Origin of the sequence: Polycladomyces abyssicola (assembly GCF_018326425.1) — a bacterium.
GTDB lineage: Bacteria > Bacillota > Bacilli > Thermoactinomycetales > JIR-001 > Polycladomyces > Polycladomyces abyssicola.
Window position 1 is genome coordinate 42,912 of sequence record NZ_AP024601.1, and the last position, 21,075, is coordinate 63,986.

General features: G+C 53.9%; 21 protein-coding genes. 20 read left to right on the forward strand and 1 reads right to left on the reverse strand.

The annotated features are described in order from the left end of the window. Window positions 1-7: 7 nt before the first annotated feature. The 11 genes from KI215_RS00200 to KI215_RS00250 all read left to right on the forward strand — a co-directional run bounded on the left by KI215_RS00200 (window position 8) and on the right by KI215_RS00250 (window position 9,084). Entirely contained in the window at window positions 8-1,432 is a 1,425-nt protein-coding gene (locus KI215_RS00200; RefSeq protein WP_212773661.1) for an aminotransferase class I/II-fold pyridoxal phosphate-dependent enzyme, read from the forward strand. Window positions 1,433-1,479: 47 nt separating this feature from the next. Continuing rightward, window positions 1,480-2,127, forward strand: coding sequence for a dTMP kinase (tmk, locus tag KI215_RS00205; RefSeq protein ID WP_212773662.1), 648 nt, complete (start codon window positions 1,480-1,482; stop codon window positions 2,125-2,127). After that, a complete protein-coding gene (locus KI215_RS00210) occupies window positions 2,124-2,444 on the forward strand; it encodes a cyclic-di-AMP receptor (protein ID WP_212773663.1) in 321 nt (106 codons plus the stop codon). Before tmk ends, KI215_RS00210 begins: the two co-directional genes overlap by 4 nt. Window positions 2,445-2,458: 14 nt before the next feature. Next, window positions 2,459-3,484, forward strand: a complete 1,026-nt coding sequence (gene holB / locus KI215_RS00215) for a DNA polymerase III subunit delta' (protein ID WP_212773664.1) — start codon at window positions 2,459-2,461, stop codon at window positions 3,482-3,484. Then, window positions 3,444-4,247 carry a PSP1 domain-containing protein gene (locus KI215_RS00220; RefSeq protein WP_212773665.1) on the forward strand — a complete coding sequence of 268 codons (804 nt, stop codon included), beginning with the start codon at window positions 3,444-3,446 and terminating at the stop codon, window positions 4,245-4,247. Before holB ends, KI215_RS00220 begins: the two co-directional genes overlap by 41 nt. Before the next feature lie 109 nt (window positions 4,248-4,356). Next, the gene (yabA, locus tag KI215_RS00225) at window positions 4,357-4,695 is read left to right on the forward strand and encodes a DNA replication initiation control protein YabA (RefSeq protein WP_212773666.1); all 339 of its coding nucleotides are present in this window, start codon (window positions 4,357-4,359) and stop codon (window positions 4,693-4,695) included. 193 nt (window positions 4,696-4,888) lie between these two features. Further along, on the forward strand, window positions 4,889-5,149 hold the full coding sequence (locus KI215_RS00230; RefSeq protein WP_212773667.1) for a GIY-YIG nuclease family protein: 261 nt from the start codon (window positions 4,889-4,891) through the stop codon (window positions 5,147-5,149). 5 nt (window positions 5,150-5,154) lie between these two features. Beyond that, on the forward strand, window positions 5,155-6,039 hold the full coding sequence (rsmI, locus tag KI215_RS00235) for a 16S rRNA (cytidine(1402)-2'-O)-methyltransferase (protein ID WP_212773668.1): 885 nt from the start codon (window positions 5,155-5,157) through the stop codon (window positions 6,037-6,039). Between the two features lie 5 nt (window positions 6,040-6,044). After that, complete coding sequence (locus KI215_RS00240; protein ID WP_212773669.1) at window positions 6,045-6,326, forward strand: hypothetical protein; 282 nt, start codon at window positions 6,045-6,047, stop codon at window positions 6,324-6,326. 389 nt (window positions 6,327-6,715) lie between these two features. Further along, complete coding sequence (locus tag KI215_RS00245) at window positions 6,716-8,152, forward strand: PTS transporter subunit EIIC (RefSeq protein ID WP_212774993.1); 1,437 nt, start codon at window positions 6,716-6,718, stop codon at window positions 8,150-8,152. Window positions 8,153-8,157: 5 nt separating this feature from the next. Beyond that, the gene (locus KI215_RS00250) at window positions 8,158-9,084 is read left to right on the forward strand and encodes a DUF7916 family protein (RefSeq protein ID WP_212773670.1); all 927 of its coding nucleotides are present in this window, start codon (window positions 8,158-8,160) and stop codon (window positions 9,082-9,084) included. Window positions 9,085-9,388: 304 nt separating this feature from the next. Here KI215_RS00250 and KI215_RS00255 read toward each other — a convergent pair whose 3' ends face one another. Then, on the reverse strand, window positions 9,389-9,667 hold the full coding sequence (locus KI215_RS00255; RefSeq protein ID WP_205496835.1) for an AbrB/MazE/SpoVT family DNA-binding domain-containing protein: 279 nt from the start codon (window positions 9,665-9,667) through the stop codon (window positions 9,389-9,391). Window positions 9,668-9,948: 281 nt separating this feature from the next. On the opposite strand from KI215_RS00255, the gene KI215_RS00260 reads away from it, so the two are divergent. The 9 genes from KI215_RS00260 to KI215_RS00300 all read left to right on the forward strand — a co-directional run bounded on the left by KI215_RS00260 (window position 9,949) and on the right by KI215_RS00300 (window position 21,043). After that, window positions 9,949-10,899: a DNA double-strand break repair nuclease NurA gene (locus tag KI215_RS00260; protein WP_212773671.1), complete on the forward strand. Its 951-nt coding sequence runs from the start codon at window positions 9,949-9,951 to the stop codon at window positions 10,897-10,899. Window positions 10,900-10,923: 24 nt separating this feature from the next. Next, window positions 10,924-12,771 (forward strand): ATP-binding protein, encoded by a 1,848-nt coding sequence (locus KI215_RS00265; protein WP_338048314.1) that lies wholly within the window; start codon window positions 10,924-10,926, stop codon window positions 12,769-12,771. 296 nt (window positions 12,772-13,067) lie between these two features. Next, window positions 13,068-14,072, forward strand: a complete 1,005-nt coding sequence (locus KI215_RS00270) for an FTR1 family iron permease (RefSeq protein ID WP_212774995.1) — start codon at window positions 13,068-13,070, stop codon at window positions 14,070-14,072. A gap of 179 nt (window positions 14,073-14,251) precedes the next feature. Continuing rightward, window positions 14,252-15,028, forward strand: a complete 777-nt coding sequence (locus KI215_RS00275; protein WP_212773672.1) for a hypothetical protein — start codon at window positions 14,252-14,254, stop codon at window positions 15,026-15,028. Further along, window positions 15,025-16,575 (forward strand): glycosyltransferase family 39 protein, encoded by a 1,551-nt coding sequence (locus KI215_RS00280; RefSeq protein ID WP_212773673.1) that lies wholly within the window; start codon window positions 15,025-15,027, stop codon window positions 16,573-16,575. Before KI215_RS00275 ends, KI215_RS00280 begins: the two co-directional genes overlap by 4 nt. Then, entirely contained in the window at window positions 16,572-17,717 is a 1,146-nt protein-coding gene (locus KI215_RS00285; RefSeq protein WP_212773674.1) for a hypothetical protein, read from the forward strand. Before KI215_RS00280 ends, KI215_RS00285 begins: the two co-directional genes overlap by 4 nt. A gap of 62 nt (window positions 17,718-17,779) precedes the next feature. Next, the gene (locus KI215_RS00290; protein WP_212773675.1) at window positions 17,780-18,742 is read left to right on the forward strand and encodes a GDP-mannose 4,6-dehydratase; all 963 of its coding nucleotides are present in this window, start codon (window positions 17,780-17,782) and stop codon (window positions 18,740-18,742) included. After that, a complete protein-coding gene (locus KI215_RS00295) occupies window positions 18,739-20,211 on the forward strand; it encodes an alkaline phosphatase family protein (protein WP_212773676.1) in 1,473 nt (490 codons plus the stop codon). Before KI215_RS00290 ends, KI215_RS00295 begins: the two co-directional genes overlap by 4 nt. 103 nt (window positions 20,212-20,314) lie before the next feature. Beyond that, window positions 20,315-21,043, forward strand: coding sequence for a glycosyltransferase family 2 protein (locus KI215_RS00300; protein WP_246512149.1), 729 nt, complete (start codon window positions 20,315-20,317; stop codon window positions 21,041-21,043). Window positions 21,044-21,075: the final 32 nt, after the last annotated feature.

Below are 21,075 nucleotides of genomic sequence, written 5' to 3' on the forward strand. Positions count from 1 at the left end.
GGAGAATTTGCTCGACCATTTTCGGGCGCCACTGTATGAAGCGCTCTGCTCTCATTGTTCACATTCCCGTGGGAATTATCATGTCCCGGGTCACAAACAAGGTCGTGCATTTGATGAGGAGGGCCTCCGGCATTTTCGTTCCATTTTGGAGATCGACCTGACAGAGGTGGGGGCCTTGGATGATCTGCACGACGCCCAAGGTGTGATTGCTGAGGCACAGTCGTTGGCGGCTGACGCTTTCGGTGCGGATCGGACGTTTTTTTTGGTAGGGGGCACCACAGCGGGTATTTTGGCGACGATTCTGAGCATCTGCCGACATGGAGATATGCTTGCTGTTCAGCGTCATTCGCATCAATCCGTGTTTCACGCCTGTCGTTTGGCAGGTGTTCAACCAGTGTATCTCGGCTCCTGTCTCGATCCGGTCACCGGATTGGACTGTGGAATCGATGTTGGGCAGTTAGAAGAAGTGCTTCACCGTTTCCCAGGGATCAAAGGGGTGGTGATCACCAGCCCTTCTTATTTTGGCGTAGTACAACCCGTAAAAACCATCGCGGCGATCTGCCATCAATACGGTGTGCCGTTGGTGGTGGACGAAGCCCACGGAGCGCATTTGCCTTTTTCTGATCAACTGCCATTGTCGGCCATGCAGGCTGGTGCCGATGTGGCGGTGCAGTCAACTCACAAAATGTTACCGGCGATGACCATGTCGTCGATGTTGCATGTGAAAGGTGACGCCATTGATCCGGAGGATCTCGTCTCATGGCTGCGTGTCATCCAATCCAGCAGTCCGTCCTATCCATTGATGGCTTCGCTGGATCTGGCCAGGCGCTACATGATGACCCGTGGCAGGGAGGAACTTTCACGTGTCATCGGGGCTGCTCTTCGCCTGCGGGGGCGGGTGTCCAAGCTGGCTCATCTGGAACCGTTGTCCGCTAAGAGTCAAGATCCGCTGAAGCTGGCGATTCAGGCCAAAAAACGGATATCGGGCTATCGAATGTTGGAGTGGTTGGAGCAGCACGGGATCTATGCAGAACTTGCTGATCATCAATCCGTCCTGTTCGTCTTTTCCATAGGGACGAGGGAAAGTGATTGGGCGTTGCTGTGGGAGACCTTGCGGCGACTGGACCGGGAAATTCCCGATATGGCCGAAGAGAGTCCTTGGTCCGTCCCGGATTTGCGTGCGTGGACGCTGGCCGATCGACCGCTTCATGAGTTGATGGCGGCCAAGAAAACCAATGTGCCGCTCCGCTCTGCAGCCGGGAGGATATCCGGTGCAATGGTGGTGCCGTATCCTCCGGGAATCCCGTTGTTGTTGCCCGGTGAGCCCGTAACAGAAGAAAAGGTGTCGTATATGGAACGAGTGGTGGAACGGGGTGGAAAAATTCGGGGGCTTTCCGGACGTTTCCCCTTTTCGCTATCCGTGTTACAGTGAACGTAGTCATAGGTAATCAAACTGAAAAGATGATGGAGGAACGGATGTTGAACGGTTGGTTGATTACGTTTGAAGGACCGGAAGGCGGCGGAAAATCGACACAGGTTCAACGTTTGGCCGCTTATTTGCGATCAATGAACTTGCCCTGCACACTGTTGCGAGAACCGGGAGGAACCCCGATCGGCGATCGGATTCGCCAGATTTTGCTGGACCCTACCTTGAGGGAAATGACGCAACGAACGGAAATCCTGCTGTATGCTGCCTCGCGGGCACAATTGGTGGAGGAGCGCATTTTGCCCGCGCTTAAACGGGGTGATGTGGTGCTGTGCGATCGATTTGTCGACTCCAGTTTGGTGTATCAAGGATATGCACCGGAATGGGATCTGGACGAAGTGAAGGCGATCAACCGCATTGCGACGGGTGGACTTCGACCCCACCGGACATATCTGCTGGATTTGCCTGTGGATGAAAGCGAAAGGCGCTTGAAAAAAAGAGGAAAGCTTGCGGATCGGATCGAACAAAAAGGGCAAGGATACCATGAGCGAGTACGGGAAGGCTTTCTCCGGCTGGCGGCGGCCGACCCTCAACGATATGTGGTGGTGGATGCCACCGATTCGGAGGATCGGGTGTTTGAGCGGATCCGGGCTGATCTTGCGGCATTTTTGGGTATTGAAGAGAAGGAGGTTGACCGGTGAAGCTGATTATTGCCGTCGTGCAGGACAAAGACAGCCATCGTCTTGCCCAGGCGCTCATCGAAGAAGAATTACGGGTGACCAAATTGGCAAGTACCGGTGGGTTTTTAAAATCCGGCAACACGACGTTTCTCATCGGTGTGGATGATGAACACGTGAACCGGGTGCTCAATATCATCCAACATAATTGCCAATCCCGAAAACGCCTGATGTTACCGATGGGCGACAGTGCCGATGCGTACCCGTCGCCGCCGGTTGAGGTACAGGTGGGGGGCGCTACGGTATTCGTCCTGCCGGTGGAACGGTTTGAACAATACTGACGGAGGGATGACGTATGGCGTTTGGGGATGTTGTCGGACAGGAGCATGTGGCTCGCTTTCTGCAAAACGGATTGCGCACCGACCGTTTGGCGCATGCCTATGCCTTCGTCGGACCGTCCGGCACAGGACGCAAACAGATGGCGCTGGAGCTGGCCAAGGCACTTCATTGTGAGCGGTTGTCCGGCGACGCTTGCGGTGAATGCCGAAATTGCCGCCGGATCGATCACGGTAATCATCCCGATGTAACGATGATTACGCCTGATGGCCAATCGATCAAAATCGAACAGGTTCGCCAGTTGCAACGGGCGTTTCAATACAGTGCAGAAAAAGGGGCGACACGCGTAGCCATACTGGAGCAGGCGGACAAACTGACGGTGCAGGCGGCCAACAGTTTGTTGAAGTTTTTGGAGGAACCCTCTCTGCGTATGGTCGTTGTTCTGATTGCGGAAAATGTACATGCACTGTTGCCGACGATACGCTCACGTTGCCAGTTGCTCCGATTCACTCCTCTCTCTCCCCATGTCATCGCACAATCTTTGGAGCAAGAAGGAATTTCCCCAACACTGGCCCGCATCGCCGGTCATTTGAGCCAAGGTTTGGGACAGGCACGAAAGTTGGCTTCCGGGGATGGATTTGCCCAGCTTTGTGAGCGGGTGATAAAATGGAGTGAGGAACTGTTATCGACAAGGTCGGCAGCGCTTGTTACCCTGCAAACAGAGTGGATGGATCGGGAAGCGTCAAAAGAAACGCTGGAAACGATGCTTGACCTGATGCTGCTCTGGTTGCGGGATTTACTCCGTGTCAAGTTGGGGAGCGCAGGCGAGCCGGTCTTTGTCGAATGGAGTGCCGTCAGGGAGCGTCAAGCCGCTCAATGGACCATTTCTCACCTGATACATGCGATGGAGTCCATTCTTCATGCCCGACGGCAGTTGGCTGGGCCCATGCAACCCCAAGCGGTGTTGGATCAAATGGTCCTGGTCATGCAGGAGGGATCTGTCCATGTTGGCAGTCGTAGGAGTCCGCTTCAGGCAAGCGGGTAAGATATACTACTTTGATCCCGGCGACCATCCGATCCGCCGCGGTGACCACGTCATCGTGGAAACCGTTCGCGGGATCGAATACGGCAAGGTGGTCGTCGGAAAACGGTTTGTGTCGGAAGATGAAGTGGTATTGCCGTTGAAAAAGGTGATTCGCATCGCCGACGATCGGGATGCTGAAGTGATGAAGGCCAATCGTGAATCGGCCAAGGAAGCGATGGTCATTTGTGCGGAGAAAATCCGCCAGCACGGGTTGGGAATGAAGTTGGTGGATGCGGAATACACCTTTGACCGCAACAAGATCATTTTTTATTTTACGGCCGACGGACGTGTTGATTTTCGTGAGTTGGTTCGCGATTTGGCCGCTGTTTTTCGCACGCGGATCGAATTGCGTCAAATCGGGGTCCGTGACGAAGCCAAAATGTTGGGTGGAATCGGACCTTGCGGCCGTATTTTGTGTTGTTCTTCCTTTCTCGGTGATTTTGAACCCGTTTCAATCAAAATGGCCAAGGATCAGAATCTGTCACTCAATCCGGCGAAGATATCCGGGTTGTGTGGCAGGTTGATGTGTTGTCTCAAGTTCGAAAATGAACATTATGAAATGGCCAAACGCAATATGCCCGACATCGGGGCGCGGGTAAAAACCCCCGAAGGCGAAGGAAAAGTAGTCGTTCTCAACATGCTGGAACGCAAAGTCCAAGTGGAATTGACAGAATCCGGCCGCAAAGTGGAACATCCTGCGGAGGAAGTCACCGTTGTCAGATGAGAAACAGACGCCATTACGATCATCGTCATGACAGAATCTTCGGTGTAGCGGTATTGAAACCACCGGCGGATGGTTATGCCACAGAGATCGGGTGATTGAGGTGGGGGGCGTGGACAAACAGGCGATTTTTACCCAAGTGTCCCAAATCGAAGAACGCATCGGCGATCTTTATACCGAATTGGGAGGCCTCAAGGAACAGATTGTCCAGCTGATCGAAGAAAATACGCGTCTGGTGATGGAAAACCAGAACTTACGCGAACAATTGAAGAAGTTGAGCCGGACGGAAGAAGGAAAACATGTGCGAAAACGTTCCGAGGAAGCGGGAGGAGAGGGGTATGACAACCTAACCCGCCTCTACAACGAAGGGTTTCACATCTGCAATGTGCATTACGGTAGTTTGCGCTCAGATGGAGATTGTTTGTTCTGTCTGTCCTTTTTGAACAAATGAGTGACCGTTATTCGCAAAGTCAGGTTGTTGACAAGGTGCCCGATTTTCCACGAGCAGGTTTTGCGTTGGACATCAGGATGTCTTGACAGGGGGAGGATACGGAACCTTCAGGTAAGGGACGGCTTTCCGCGGGACTTTTGTGAGAAGTCTCGTCGGAACAGCCGGTGTTTTTTTTGTGAGGGAGGTTGCGCAAATGAGCGCGAAACCGTATGTGGTATATGTGTTGGAATGTGCGGACGGCACATTTTACACGGGGATCACCACCGATTTGAATCGTCGCCTTCGTCAGCATGAATCGGGTGAAGGAGCCAAGTATACCCGCGGCAGGGGACCGTTTATCGTCAGATGGGTGGAAACGGGGCCGGATCGGTCATGGGCGCTCAAGCGGGAGAGGGAGATCAAACGGATGAGCCGTAGGCAAAAAGAACGGCTCATGTATGGAATGGAGGTGTGAGTAAGTTGCAGGTGCAAAAGAGTTTTGATCACACGGGCGGTATATTGTACATCGTGGGCACACCGATCGGCAACTTGGACGATTGGACTCCGAGAGCCAAAAACGCATTTGAAACAGCCGATGTCATCGCCGCCGAAGACACACGCCACACGCAAAAACTGCTGAACCGATTCGGCATTCGAAAACCGCTCATCAGTTACCATGAACATAATCGTCACACTCGGGAAAAGGAATTGATCGATCGTCTGAAACAAGGAGAAACAGTCGCTCTCGTGAGCGATGCCGGTATGCCCGGAATCTCCGATCCGGGGGAGGAATTGATCCGGTCAGCGATTGCGTGCGACATCCCCGTCATTCCCGTTCCGGGTCCCAATGCGGCAGTAACGGCTCTCGTCGCATCTGGCCTGCCCCCCCAACCGTTCCTCTTTTTGGGTTTTTTACCCCGGAACACCCGTGAACGGGAAGAGGTTTGTCGTCGATGGAGAAGGGTGGAGGCCACGTTGGTCTGTTACGAAGCCCCGCACCGGCTGAAGGCCATGTTGCAAACGGTACTGGAAGTGATGGGTGACAGGCGTGTGGCTTTGGCACGTGAACTGACGAAACGACATGAGGAGTGGTTACGCGGTACGGTGAGCGAGTGTCTTCAATGGCTGGAGGATCACCCACCACGCGGGGAGTATACGGTTGTCATCGCCGGTTGGGAAGGGGAGACGCCTTCCATGGACGATTCGGAGGAAACCGCTTGGTGGCAGTCATTGACTGTCATAGAGCATGTGAAACATTATCTCGCACAAGGGGAAACCAAAAAAGTGGCGATCCAGCGAACAGCACAAGATCGTGGTTTACCCAAACGGGAAGTGTACAATCTGTATCACCGAGAGCAGGATTAAAAGAGATGACCACATCATCAAGGAATGATGGAGGAAAGCCAGGATGGTGCAAATCCTCGTGGTCGAAGAGAGGAATCCGCGCAGAGGTCGGCGGAGGCGAGAAAGACATCCAGGAAGGGCTCATCAGTTTGGGTACCTCCATCGTCGTGGCGATCGGTTTGGTGTTCATCAGCTTGACCTTGACATACAGGGGACTCCTCACCCCGATGATCATCTGTCTTCGCTCTTGTTCGTTCCGATCGGCTCGTTGGCGGGCTTGCTTCTCACCGGTCACTCGCTCTCCATAGCATCATGATCGGCCTCTTAACGGTGCCTGGGTAAGGCATTCCGCTTGATTGAGCAACAGCCGGCGTTCTTCCTCGAATGCCCTTCACCTTTCTTAGCATCGCCATCGGATCATCTGGGAACTGGATCGATCCGGTGGCTTTTTTTGGCGGGCTTTCGCTGGAGAAGCCTCATTAAGCCTTTTTCTTTTTAAGAAATCCATATGGTTGTGACATATCTTGATTCGGAGGAGAAACAGGAAAAATATTTGAAAAAAGAGAAATATCGAAAGGAAGGAAAGCATGTTATCGCGAGGGGGAAAGATTTGACTCGCATTACACATCAGTGCCTATTTGACGAACAAGCGTCATAAGCTGGTACCAGCAACCTCTTGGAGGTGGTAAAGGTGAATATCTTGGGAAAACTGCAGCAGGTGGGAAAAGCGTTCATGCTGCCGATTGCGGTGATGCCGGCGGCAGCTATCCTCTTCAGGCTGGGCGCGTTGTTGAGTGATCCGAATCTCGTTGCCAAGGGGAGTATCTGGTTTCAAGTCGGGGAAGTGTTAAGCAAAGGGGCGGGCGCCATTTTCGACAACCTTCCCCTCTTGTTCGCTGTCGGTGTAACCGTGGGCATGACCGGCGGAGCCGGTGCGGCTGCACTGGCGGCAGTGGTAGGTTATATGGTACTCAAAGCAGTTGTCGGTGTGCACGACACGGAAGACACCAAGTTGGACACGGGAGTGCTGGGCGGCATTATCACCGGTTTGGTCACTGCTTATCTGTATCGCAAATACCACGATATACGTTTGCCTGACTGGTTGCAGTTTTTCGGAGGAAAACGGTTTGTCCCCATTGTGACGTCTGTGGTGATGATCGGAATCGGCGTCGTGTTTTTGTTTGTGTGGCCTGAAGTGCAAAAGGGAATCCAAGCAGCAGGAGATTGGTTGATCGGGGTTGGTTCGATCGGATTATTCGTCTACGGTCTGCTTAACCGGTTGTTGATCCCCTTTGGATTGCACCACATCCTGAACACGTTGGTGTGGTATACTGTCGGAACGTTTACAAAAGGTGGACACACCTATACGGGAGACCTGACGCGCTTTTTCGCAGGTGACCCGACAGCGGGGTCGTTTATGGCCGGTTTTTATCCTATTATGATGTTTGCTTTGCCAGCTGCCGCCTTGGCTATGATCCACGCCGCCAAGCCGTCAAAGAGGGCCGCGGTACGCGGCGTGTTGTTGAGTGTGGCGTTGACCGCCTTTTTGACCGGAATTACGGAGCCGATCGAGTATATGTTCATGTTTTTGGCCCCGGTATTATACGGAATTCACGCTTTATTGACCGGGACTTCGATGGCCCTCTTGTATTTGTTGGATATCCGGCACGGCTTCGGTTTCTCAGCCGGGTTTATCGACTACGTCATCAACTATCCGTTGGCACATAACGCCTTTTGGATCATTCCCATCGGATTGGTTTATGCCGCTTTGTATTATGTGATTTTCCGGTTTGCCATCGAAAAATGGGATCTGCCCACGCCCGGCAGGTTGGAAGAGGGGGAAGACGGGGAATCGCCGGTTGCCATTGGCAAAAATGATGAGGATGAGGAGGCACTCGCCGTGTTGCGAGCGCTCGGCGGCAAGGAGAATATCGAGCAGCTGGATGCCTGTATCACGCGGTTGCGGTTGACCGTCAAAGATGAGGGAAAACTGGATACCGAGGCGCTGAAACGGTTGGGTGCGTCCGGTGTGGTCAGGTTAGGTAAGGGGAACTATCAAGCCGTGTTTGGCACACGATCCGAACTGTTGAAGGATCGGATTCTGAAATGGATGGAACGCGAGGATGAAGGATGACCCAGGTGAAACGGATTTTAGACGCCACACAGGAAGAGTTGACCCGTTACTCCGGTCGTCAGCTGCTGGAGTCCATCCGGGCAGCGGAGGGAAGAACGGTCGTGGCTGAAACGGTGGTAACCGTACCACCATTGGTTGATGGTTGCAGCAACCCCGAATTGGCGGCTGCCTTCGGTGCCGATCTGTTGCTGTTGAACTTGTATGATGTGGAGAGGCCTATGGTGACAGGATTCCCCTCCCGTACCCCGATACCGGATCTGCCTGAGCCATTGAAGGGATGGGAACATCACCTGGGCTGGGGAGTAACGGCGGAACAAGTGAAACGGGTAACCGGCAGGCCGGTGGGAATCAATTTGGAACCTGCCACCAGGCATACAGTATCGCCGGGAAGATTGGCCACGGCGGACAATGCGGTCAAAGCCCGCGAACAAGGAGTCGATTTCGTCACGGTGACCGGGAATCCTGAAACCGGGGTGACAATGGAGGCGATCATCGACGTCTTGCGTACGATACGTGCGGCTGTAGGAGAAGACCTCATTCTCATGGCCGGCAAAATGCACGGGGCGGGTACGGGTACGGACCATTGGCTGTCTGAAGAACAAATCGCCCGCATTGCCGAAGTTGGATGTGATGTCTTGTTGCTGCCGCATGCCGGTACGGTTCCGGGAGTGAACTATCGGCAGCTGATCCGCTGGATTGATGCTGCACACGAAGTGGGAATGCTGGTGATGCTTACCGTCGGCACATCGCAGGAAGGGGCAGCACCTTCACTGTTGGAGACGCTGGCGGTTACGGGCAAAGAATGTGGAGCGGACTTGTACCATATCGGCGATGCTGGCTTTTCGGGCATGGCACCGCCGGAAAACATTATGGCCTACTCCATCGCGCTCAGGGGAAAACGTCATACGTATCGGCGAATGGCGAAGCGGTGAAGAATAAGCCCCCGTATCAAACGGGGGCGCTTTTCATGATGAGTGCAACTAATACCTAGGCCATTGGTAGTAGGAATAAACATAAGGTTGTAAAGAATATTCAGTTTATACGTTGTGCAGAAAATATATCCACTTAAAAGTCAATAAGTGAATCCATCCGATTCACGCTGAAAAACGATCCATTTTTTAAAGAATGGATTGACTTTAACGAGCGCGAAAAGCCATGGAAGGAAAAATTTTTCCGGTCCCTTTTCATTTTTTCTATGTATCCGGAACCGACCTTATTCAGGGTGTTTAGGCCAAATTATTCAGCAGTAACACCTTCTCTCTCTTTTTGCAACAGTTGGTACATTTCTTCGATGCATTTCTTACTGACCACTTTGTTTCTGTAACGAACGGTGTTGTCCACTTCACCAGTAAAGATGCAGGCCGGTTCATATTTTTTGAGTACGATGCGCTCTCCGTCCACGTAAATTTCCAAAGCGTCTTTTTCGCCGATTCCCAGGGTTCGACGAAGTTCGATCGGAATCACCACACGTCCCAGCTCGTCCACCTTGCGTACGATACCCGTAGATTTGAGCATGTCCAATTCTCCTCTCTCTTTGGTCTTTGGTCTTGGTCTTTTCTGTAACGCCAAATTTCGACAGGAACGGCGTCAACTTCATCATACCAGCGATTCCCATAACAGTCAACAAGACAATTTGGTAGTTTTACAAAAAAATTAATATGTTAGGGAGAGGGATTTATTCGCTATGATCACAGACATCCTTGCAAGTTATTAAAACGGCAGATTAGTAGATGAAGGAGTTGCGGTTTTCCGGTAGACTGAAAATACAGGCTGGGGAACGCAAAGGAGGAACGGACATGCTCCCCGTATCGGACGTGTTGAAACGTAAACTGCAGGAAACCAACCGGGAACTGCGCAAGGCCTATCCGAGTGAAGCGTTTGAGTACACAGCCATTCGACGCCGTTTGCAAAACGTGGGGGATTTTGTCTCCGTCTCCAGGCTGGAAGATACGGAATTCGTCCGGTGGTTGGGGGATCGTACACTGGTGGGTGTGGACGGTTCCGTCAACTCCACGCCGGGCAGTCATCCCCGGACATTGTCGGTGTTTCAGGCATTGGCCAAGGGAACCAAAGGAGAGGAATACTGGGCGGGGGACGTCTATACACCGCTCTTGACGAACGGTGAAGACGAAGCGGATGCTGCGCGGGAAGCGCGCCACCGGGGAGCACTTCTGTCTAGGCTGGAGATGCAGGCTGCGATATATGCCGTGGAGAACTGGCAGCCCAGGGTCGTGATGATGGACGGTTCTCTGCTTCATTTTTTGATCGATGACGCAGAAGAATGGACCCGGTTGGCTCGACTTGCGGAATCTGCGGACGTGTTGTTGGTGGGGGTTTCAGAAGAAATTGGCACCAAGAGTTTGGCACGTGAGGTGTTCCCCGATTATCCCGCATGGACGGATCGTGAGGTGTTTTATGGGACGCTGAAACCCGGAGAGGCATTTGAATGGGCGGGTTGGAGTCCTGCGGGCAGCGGGTTGTGGAAAGTGATCCTCCGTTCGTCCCGGAGTCCGCAACCGATCGGGATCGACGGGCTGTTGTCGCAAGCAGCGCACAAATGGGATCTGGTTCGGCTGGTCCGTACGTTGACCCCGGAGCAGGGGAGGGGAATCCCGTTGTGGCTCGATATCGTCGATGCCGAGGTGCGGGTGACGGACCGGTTGGTGGAGGCGATGGTGGAGGAGTATATCGATCCTGATTTGCGCCATCGATTGTTTTTGCCCAAACGCAGCGAACGCGTGTTGTGACGGATCATCTCCAGGAGGGGAGGAATGGCCATGCAAGTGGTCGGCGTAACGACACAGCAGGAAGTGTACGTGGTATCGAGGGAACGTAAATTTCGCATCAACGAGATTCTGGTGATCGAAGATCCGGCGCTGAACTACCCGCGCGGGGAAGTGGTGGAAACCCTTTCTTACAACCGTCTGATACCGATGGGTCTCGATCGTTCGCTGGTAGACACACAGGTCATCCGTTCGTTGGAACAGATCGGTTATGATATCGGTTCGGATGAGTTGAACCTGGCCAAATTACGTCTGTTTTCTGAGGCACCTCATCCGGTTCGGACCGGTTGTCCCGTACGGGAACCCCGGTTTGACGAGGTGCGCGGCTTGTTGGTGAAGACAACGCCGACAGAAGGGATGGTCTTGGGGGAGATCCGCGGAACGGAAGCGTTGGCGGATACGTTGGATGAGGATCTGAGGGATCAGGTACACATCGTTGAAGATGGGGTCATGCGACCGCAGGCGGGCGTCCCTTTTTTATTCGACATCCGTGCGATGCAGCAGTATCCGCATATCGGGATTTTCGGCGGGTCGGGTTCCGGGAAATCGTTCGGTTTGCGGGTGATGCTGGAAGAGCTGATGAAACTGGGAATTCCCACTGTGGTGTTCGATCCGCACTTTGAGATGGATTTCAGTGAGACGGTGCCGGAGTTGGCAAAATATGCTCCGGATTTCACTAATCGCTGGGTGGCCGTACAGATCGGACAGCATGTGGGGATTGATTTTTCCTCATTGTCCACCCGGGATTTGCAGGGATTGCTCGGTGCCGCCGGCGGAAGTGTGACGGAATCGATGGTGAATGTGGTGCAGATGTTGCACAAGAAAAAGGATTCGTTCCGCACGTTCAGCGACCGGTTGAACAATGTGGCTCAGGCTTTGGAAGAAGGCAAACAGGGGCTGGAGCGTCGGTTGCACGGCGGAGACATCGATCCGGTAGAGGCGGAGAAGCTCAAGGATTTGCTGACATTGTATCAACAATACAACAGCTTGCCGCTCGCGTCGCTCAAAGGGGTTCAATGGCGGCTTAACCGGCTGGAAAAGGCGGGATTGTTCCAGCAGGACATCCGGCCGATCGAGCGGGCGTTGGAACAGGGAAGGTTGGTGGTGGTACAGGGTTCGGCCTGGTTGTTGCAGGTGTTTGCCACCTATGTGATCGGCGCGTTGTACCGTAAAAGGCGGGAGTACAAAGATGCCCGGATGAACGGGGAGAACGGTCGGTTTTTTCCGCCGTTTCTCATCGTAACGGACGAAGCACACAATTTCGCCCCCAAAGGGGTGGACTCACCGGCCAAGGCGATTTTAAAGGAGATCGCCCAGGAAGGTCGGAAATACGGCGTTTTCCTCGTGTTTGCCACCCAACGTCCCACCCTCTTGGATGAGACGATCACGGCTCAGTTGAACACCAAGTTTGTCTTCCGTACCGTGCGTGGCACCGACATCGCCACGTTGCGGGAAGAGACCGACTTGACACCGGAGGAGGGGAAGCGGTTGCCGTACTTGCGCTCCGGCGATACGTTCGTTTCCTCCGCTGTATTCGGCCGTACCGTGTTCATGCGGGTGCGGGCGGCCTATACCCGGAGTCCGCATGTCACCAATCCGTTTGAAGAATTGCAGTCGATCCGACAGGAACAGGACGAAAATGTGCTGAACGTGTTGCTGTCACGGTTACCGCTGTTTGACACCGACCTGCTGGATGCGGTCACACATGTGAACCGGGAATGCGGCCTGACATGGGACGTGCCACGGTTGAAGCAAGAGCTGGACCGGTTGGCGGCTGAAGGGCGTATTGCGAAAAAGGAGTCCCCGTTCGTCACGCGCTATGATGCTGTGCGTTAAAAAGAGACGCCGGCCGGGATTGATCAGAGCGACCTTTGAGCGCAGCGATTCAGGAGCGAGAGGGATAATGGCACGCCTGAAATCGCGATGGCACAACCCTTTGTCAACAGTCTCACAGACCGAAAATCACGGTCTGTGTTTTTTTCTCCGTTTTTCGTACAAGCTTTTCCAGCTCGGTTGACCTTCGTTTTTACCCGTCATATAATAAAACCGACGATGAAATTGATAACTGTTATCATTATCATAGATGACCGCACGGAAACAGGCAGAGGGGAGTGGACACATTGGCCGGGTCTCTGGACGTACAGGCGTTCTTGATTACTTTTCGCGAAGTATTGGAAGCGTTGTTGATTGTGGGATTGATCACTTCCTACCTGAAACGGGTCGGAGCGAGCCACTTCAACAAATGGGTGTGGACGGGAGCAGGAGCCGCCGTGGTGGCCAGTTTTTTCGTTGCACTCTTATTCCAAGTGGTACTGACCGGTTTTCAAGTGATGGGAAGCGAAATCTATCTGAAGATTACCATTATGCTGATCTCGTCCGTCCTGTTAACACAAATGGTGTTGTGGATGGCGGACCAGAGCAAAGGGATCAAGGGACGCCTGGAGAGCAAGCTGAGTGATATCCTTACCACCGGTAGCGTGATCGGCATGATCATTCACGCGTTTTTGGTGGTCGTGCGCGAAGGCGTGGAAACCGTCTTTTTCTTCGCCGGCATCTCGGGCGGCCAGATTGATAAAGCCATTACGAGCTGGGGAGCGCTGTTTGGCGTGGCGGTCGCCGGTGTGGTTTCCTACCTGTTTTTCCGTGGGGCGATGCGGTTTTCTCTGCAGACATTTTTCCGTGTGACGGGTGCGATGATCGTATTGATCGCTGCCGGACTTTTGGTGCAGGCGATCGGCATGATGCAGGATATCGGTCTGATGAAAAGTGCGATGCCGCACGTTTACAATCTCGATTGGTTGATGCCGGAACATCCGGTGGATGAGGCTCATTATGTCCGGGAGCACGGCACGCATCCGTTGATCAGCGGCAATGTCGGGATTTTCTTCAAAACACTGCTCGGTTACAGCCACAGCCCGTCGATCGAGCAAATTCTTGCCTATCTCGGTTATTTTGCCGTCGTATTCAGCTGGGTTCGGTTCAAACGCCGTGTCGTTGCACCGTCAGCCACAATTCGTACCGAACAGACGGTTGCCGTTCGCAAAAATGGGGATGTGAGCCATGCTTCCGATTCAACTGAAGCGTCCCGGCAATATGGACAGTCTGCGGCTGTCGTGAGAAGGGCAAACTGGGGTTAGGCATACCTGGTAATTCCATAAGGGGCGGCATCATTTTCCCAGGCGCTAGTGGAGCGAGCCGGGTAAGTGATGCGCGTGATATTGATCACACACGTCTTGGGTGGTTCTGCAGCCGAGATAGGCGGGAGAGCTACCCAGGACAATCCGATAGATCGGACACTCCTTGGGGAGGAAAGACAATGCGAAAGTGGTTGGTTATGTTAATGGCTCTGCTCGTGATTTGGGGAATGCAAACCTCCACGGCATGGGCCTATTCGTACGGAAAACCGGATGAGGATCCAGTAGCGGACGCGTATCAAAAAGCATACGTCGCCTTGAACAAGAAACCGGCTGATTTTGCGACTGCTGAACGGGAGTTCAAGCAAGTGCGCGCTGAAATGGCCGAGCACGCGGAGATCGGACCGCAACTGACAAAGGCGATTGAACAAAACTTGCAAGTAAAAAAAGCCGATCAGGCATTGTTTTATTGGCGGCAGGCGTTGGTTCGCAATATCCAGCGCCGGTTGGACAACCTGTCGCAGGATTTCAACGACTACTCCAAAGCCAAGGTGTTGCTGGCCAAAGCGTACGGGACGTTTAAAGTGCTGAACACCTTGCATCTGAAACAGGACAATCCGTCATTGTCCACCAAACTGGACGGGGAATTCCAAAAGGCGCTGAATGCGCTCGGCAATCCGGGATTGTTCGGCGTGGGCAAAAAGCCGGCCGATCGGAAACAATTTGAGGCGTCCAAAAAAATCATTCTCTCTGAATTGGAAAAGCAGTATATCCCCACCGGTGAAAAAGTGGCCAGCGGCGGAAAGGGGCATATCGGAAAAGGTCCCTCTGAGGAAACGCTGGAGGATGGGGAAGAATCTCCGCTTGAAAAATGGGGGCCGTTAACGGCAATCGTCATCGTGGTCGTGGGGGCTGTTGCACTGTTTACATGGTTGGGACGCCGGAAACGGCATTCATGAGGTCGTGGATAAAGGCTGCGGGGCTGGTGTTGGCCGCCATGCTGGTACGTCTGTCTTGGACAACCGCATGGCCGGAAAGCTGGGATGCCGTTGATTTTGCACTGGCTCTGCGGCGTTATGATCTCTTTGCGATGCAGCCCCATTTTCCGGGATACCCGTTTTTTATCTTGGCGGGGCATTTTTTTCTGCCCCTCATTGAGAATGAATATCTTTCCTTATCTTGGGTCAGTGCCGTTTCAGGCGGGATCGGTGTCGGTCTTTTCTACGGGGTGGCACGCCGTTTTTTACCGGAGAAGTGGGCGTTTTGGGGGGGCGTTTGGCTGGCTGTTCACCCGATGACGTGGCTGGCATCGGAACAGCCGATGTCGGACGCGATGGGATTGGCGACGGCTTTATTGCTCTGGTGGACGGTCAGTTTCAGCTTGCGTTGGCCGGACGGAGACCAACGGCATGGATGGGTGTTGGTTTCCGGGGCAGTTGTGGTGGCGGTGCTGTTGGGGGTTCGACTTTCCTATTGGCCCCTTGCTGCCGTATTACTTTACCCGGCAATCCGTTTGCTTGTTGTCAAGGGTAAGTGGCAGCTTAGCGCCGAACGGGTGCGTTACCTCATTTTGGCCGCTGGTTTGGGGATTGGCTTGACCGGTGCCTGGATACTGGCAGTCAGCAACAGTGAAGGAAGCGTGATGCGGTTTTTTCGGCTGGGTGCCGCCTTTACCGAAGGTCATTTCACGCAATGGGGAGATACCGCTTTCACCGGGGCGCCGTCATGGGCTGATCGGATGGTTGAGTTTTTCCGAAGGCAAATTTGGGTCGCAGCCATGGGCGGCTGGTATCCGACGGCGCCCACCTGGCAATGGGTAACCGGGCTGGCCGTGGCGACGGCACTGTTGGCTGCCGTAACCTTCGAGCGGCGATGGGGTGATCATCGCGTCCGGTTGGTAGCCTTGTGGATGTTCCCTTATGGATTGTGGTTGTTTTTCGGGCAAAATGTGGAGAAATGGCGTCATATACTGCCCCTGATCCCGGCCATGATTCTGGCGGCGATGTGGGGAATCCGCCGGCTGGCCGAGCGCAGGAGATTGGCCGCATACGGATTGCTGGCGTTGATACTCACCTTGCACACAGTCCAAGGTGCATCTCTTGTCCGTATTCATCACGAGGACAAGCCGGCGGTAGTAGAGATGGCTGATTACGTCAAAAACCATTATGATCCGGATCGTGTGGTATTGATCACGTGGGAAGAGGAACGGGTGTTGTATGCACGCGATTCGCGGTATGAGACAATCCTTTTGCACAGTTGGCCGGTCTTTACGGGGGCATTGACACCTTATCGTCACGGGGAAAAACACGTGCTGATCACCGGAGCGGTCGTGGACGGATTTGGTCCCCGCAAAGAGTTGCTTCGCCCATACCTGCGGGAAGTGGCCCGTTTTGAGAGTCACCCGCTGATCGATCCGGTTTATCATACCATTCGACTGTATGAAATTGACGTGAAAAGATTTTTCAAGGAAACGGTTGACGGGGTGCAAGGAGGAAGAGCATCATGATCAAAAAAATAGCGCTGGTGACGGTGGCGGCGTTGTTGCTGACCGCTTGTCAAATGAACCAGGATCAAGCGAAAAATCAACCGGACAAGCAGCATCCGGGAACGAAAACGGAATCCCCTGCTTACAAAGAGATCGATGCGGCTAAAGAAGTGAATGCCTATCATGAAATCGAGGAGCTGCTGGAAAAAGAACAGCCCCAATGGCCTCAAGTGCGCCAAGTGTACGAAGGGAAGCTGCGTTCGATCGTCCAGGGCCGCTCTCCTGAAGCGGATCAGCTGATCGACGCGTATCTGAACGCGGGTCAATCGGGGCAGGCTAAAGTCAAGGAAGTGGAGGAAGTCGTCCTTAAAACCCTACAACGCAGTGCCTATGAAGGCATCAAAACGATTTTGAAAGAAAAAATCCCTGCGCAGATGGCACATCACGATCAGGCCACCCAACTGCTGGAACAAGCGAAAGCCCTGTATGAGGGAGTGCTCAAGGAGACAGCGGAAAAGCGGGATGGCAACATGGGTACCATCACCGCGAGCGAGATCGATACGGCGTTCGCGGAAGCGAAAAAAGCGTTGCATGCCGGTGACAAGCTGGGCTATGCTTTGCAAAAGCAGGCGATCGATAAGACCTTGATCCGTGTGTTCTATCTGTCCACGCTGCACGATGCGGAAGAAGTCGTCACAGCGATCAAGGAAGAACCGGAGGAAGTAAAGGCGGAACAATTGGAGGGGTTTGCCTTTTTCCAAGCGATCAAAAAATCCTTGTCTGAAAAGGCCCCGGAACAGGTGAAACAGATCGAAGCACAATTGGCACCCAATGCCGATCCGAAAAAAGTAGACCCCCAAGCGATCCGTCAGGCGTTTGTAAAAGCATTCTCGGCCAAAGCACAAGGCTATATGGACAAAGTGTTGGGTGAAAGCTGGAATGATCGCCATGAGGCGGCAGAGGATGCGTTTGAAGGAAACCTGTTCATAAAAGCGATCGAGCTGGATCTGGAAAAAGCGCTCGGCCAAGCGGAAAAAGAGAAAGTGATGCAGGCCGCAACCCAATTTTTTGCCGCTGCGAAGTCCGGAGACAAGGCCCAGGCGGAACGGCAAGCCGGTCTGATCCGTGCAGCATTGAAAAAAGCAGAAACCTATCATGGATGAGAAACGAAACGGAGCGGAGGCGAAGCGGCTTCCGCCCTTTTTGATGGATCGGGGTGTCAAAAATGAAGGTATTGGTGACGGGCGGTGCCGGTTTTATCGGTGCCGCGTTATGTGCCCGGCTGTTATCCCAAGATGAAACGGAAGCGATTTGCGCGGTGGACAATCTGGACGCGTACTACGATCCGGCCATCAAACGCAAACGGTTGGAGGGACTGATGACTGATCCGCGTTTTTCCTGGGTACGCGCCGACATTCGGGATCGGGAAGCGATGCAGGACGTCATGAAACGTCAGGCATGGGATGCTGTCGTTCATTTGGCGGCGATCCCCGGTGTCCGCCCGTCATTGGAGAACCCGGCCCTTTATGCCGATGTGGACGTGACGGGGACGGTCACCGTTCTGCAGGAGGCGGCTCGAGTCAACGTTCGACGGTTTGTTTTTGCCTCCTCTTCTTCCGTGTACGGAGAGCAACCGTTTCGTCCTTTGAAAGAAGAAGACATACGCGAAACACCCGAATCCCCTTATGCAGCTGCCAAATGGGCCGGCGAAGCGTTTGCCCGCACCTTTCAGCGGCTGTACGGGATGGCCGTGACCTCGCTCCGCTTTTTTACCGTCTACGGTCCGTCCCAACGGCCCGACATGGCGATTCACCGATTTGCCACATTGCTGGCTGCGGGAGAACCCTTGCCGGTGTATCAGCCGGACTCGTGCCGGGATTACACGTACATCGACGATGTGGTGGACGGGGTGATCCGGTCGCTTACATCCCCGTCAGAGGAAACATACCGGGTGTACAATATCGGCTCGGGCCGCCCGATCCGGTTGATGGAGATGGTGGAAACGCTGGGACGTACGATGGGCGTAGTGCCAAAAATTCGCATGTTGGGCGCGCAGACCGGGGACGTCTCCCATACATGGGCGGATATTTCCCGGGCAAAACGGGAGTTGGGGTATGAGCCGTCCGTTTCGTTTGAGGAGGGAATCCGCCGTTTCGTCGACTGGTTCCGAAAGGAGGAACGCGTGTGAAAAAAGCATCCCGCATCGAAAAGATCGCGGCCCGCTGCTGGAATGTGTTAAATGAGGGGAAGCCGTTCACCCCCGTGTTTGTCGTCGGGGTATTTGTATTGTATCAAGCGCTGTGGGGGACTTTCGACGCAGGGGCGATCGGATGGGCGCTCTTGTTGGCGGTGCCGTTGTTCGCTGTGATATACCGGTACGATTTCCCCCTTCATCTGCGCTGGTATCTTTGGCCTCCGGCCGTTATGTATATCGGCTGGCTGGGCGGATTTTCCCTTGAATTGCAGTTGTGGGCAATGGGTTGGTACTTTTTCTTTACCGTGATCTTTTGGGGAACCATTTACTATCATCTGCGTATCGGAATCCCGCTGGACAATTACAAGCGGTTCTGGCGTCTGGTGTTGAAAAACAGCGATTCCACCAGCGGAAACGCACAGGAGCAAATCCCGAAAATCGTGTTGCTGTTGGCGTACCTGCACTCCGCTGCGCAATCGGTACCCGGGGATTGGCAGGCTGCGTTTGGACCGTTGGGATTCACCGCTGGGTTTGCGCTTTACGCATACGGGGTGCATCGTGCATTTTTCGACTGGCGTCCCGAAGAACCGGAGCAATTCACATCTACCCCGCTTCCGAAGCATCCGCCGGCTCGCCGCGTCATTCTCGTGGTGATTGACGGTTGCCGCAAGGACCGGTTGGAAGAGGCGGATACGCCGTTTTTGGACTGGCTGAAGCGGACGGGTACGGAGTACACGCGCATGGAGACCATTTATCCCGCACGGACGGTAGTCTGTTTTTCCACGATGTTTACCGGGGCGTATCCGCGTGATCACGGCATCACGAGCAACATGGTGTGGAAATTGGGCGTCCGATGCGAGAGTGTTTTTGACAAACTGCGGGAAGCGGGAAAAACGGGACGCTTGTTGGGGATCGCTCATCTGGTGGACGCTTTCGGTGATGATGTGGATACGGTAACCGCGGTGATGAAGAACGATGAAGCTGACGCGCACATCATGGCCAGAGCTCGTCAGATCATGGAGGAAAAACAGCCCGATCTTTTGGCCGTACAGCTGATCGCCACTGACCAGACGGGGCACAGCCGTGGTCCGCTGTATGAGGAGTACCGGGAAAAAATTGAAGAAGCCGACCGGCATATTCAGTCGTTTTACCAGTGGTTGAAAGAGAAAGGCTATCTGGAAGACGCCCTGTTTATCGTGTGCGCTGATCACGGACAATCCGACGGAATCGGCGGTCATGCCCATCTGGATGAGGGGGAACGTTTTGTGCCGTTCATCCTGCACGGACCGATGGTTCGTGAAGGACACCGTGTTGATGCACTCCGCAACCTGACTTCGGTCACGCCGACCATCTGCTATGCGTTGGGGGCTCCCTATCCTGACCGGTCGCGTGGGCCCGTTTTGATGGAAGCGTGGAAACCGGAAGCATGTGTGTCCGCATCGGCAACGGGCGATGGTTCTTGAACCAGATCGGTTCTAAGGTTTGTCTGGTCATAACGTAGGAAGTATGGATCAGTCACACCCGATGGCATCATAAATGAAACAGGACGAAAGGAGGGATATGACGGTGCTCTTGTATGTAGTGATCCCGGCGTGGAATGAGGAAGAATCAGTGGGAACCGTGATACGGAAAGTACCCCGCCATTTTCGCCCGGATGTGGAGGTAAAGGTGCTGCTTGTTGACGACGGTTCGACGGACGGAACGGTGGAAGCTGCCAAGGGAGCGGGAGCGGACGAAGTTCTCTCGTTTCCGCAAAATCGGGGATTGGGTGCTGCTGTCCGCGAAGGATTGAAGGAAGCGTGGCGTCGGGGTGCCGACGTGGCGGTAATGATCGACGCCGACGACGAATATCCCGCCGACGAGATCCCGCAAGTGGTGGCACCGATTCTGAACGGGGATGCCGATTATGTGATGGGTTCACGGTTCAAGGGAACGATCCGCGGGATGCGTATGCACCGGCGCTTGGGGAATTATGTATTTACCCTGTTGCAGTCGCTGTTGCTTGGTCGATGGATTTACGACGGACAGTCCGGGTTCCGGGCGTTCAGCCGGGATGTGTTGAGAGATATGGAGATCATCCATGACTACAACTATGCTCAAGTGATGACCCTTAACATTGTGCGGCAAGGTTACCGGATGATGGAAGTTCCGATCACTTACAAGGTACGGGAAACGGGGGAATCCTTCATCAAGGGTTGGACATATCTGAGACGGGTGATTCCGGCGATTTGGCGGGAGATGCGCCGCCCCGTCAAGCAAAGGAAAGAAGGGGAACTGGGACGGGATCGGGTGTGACGGAGTTTGTATACCCTCCGTTTCGTCAACAA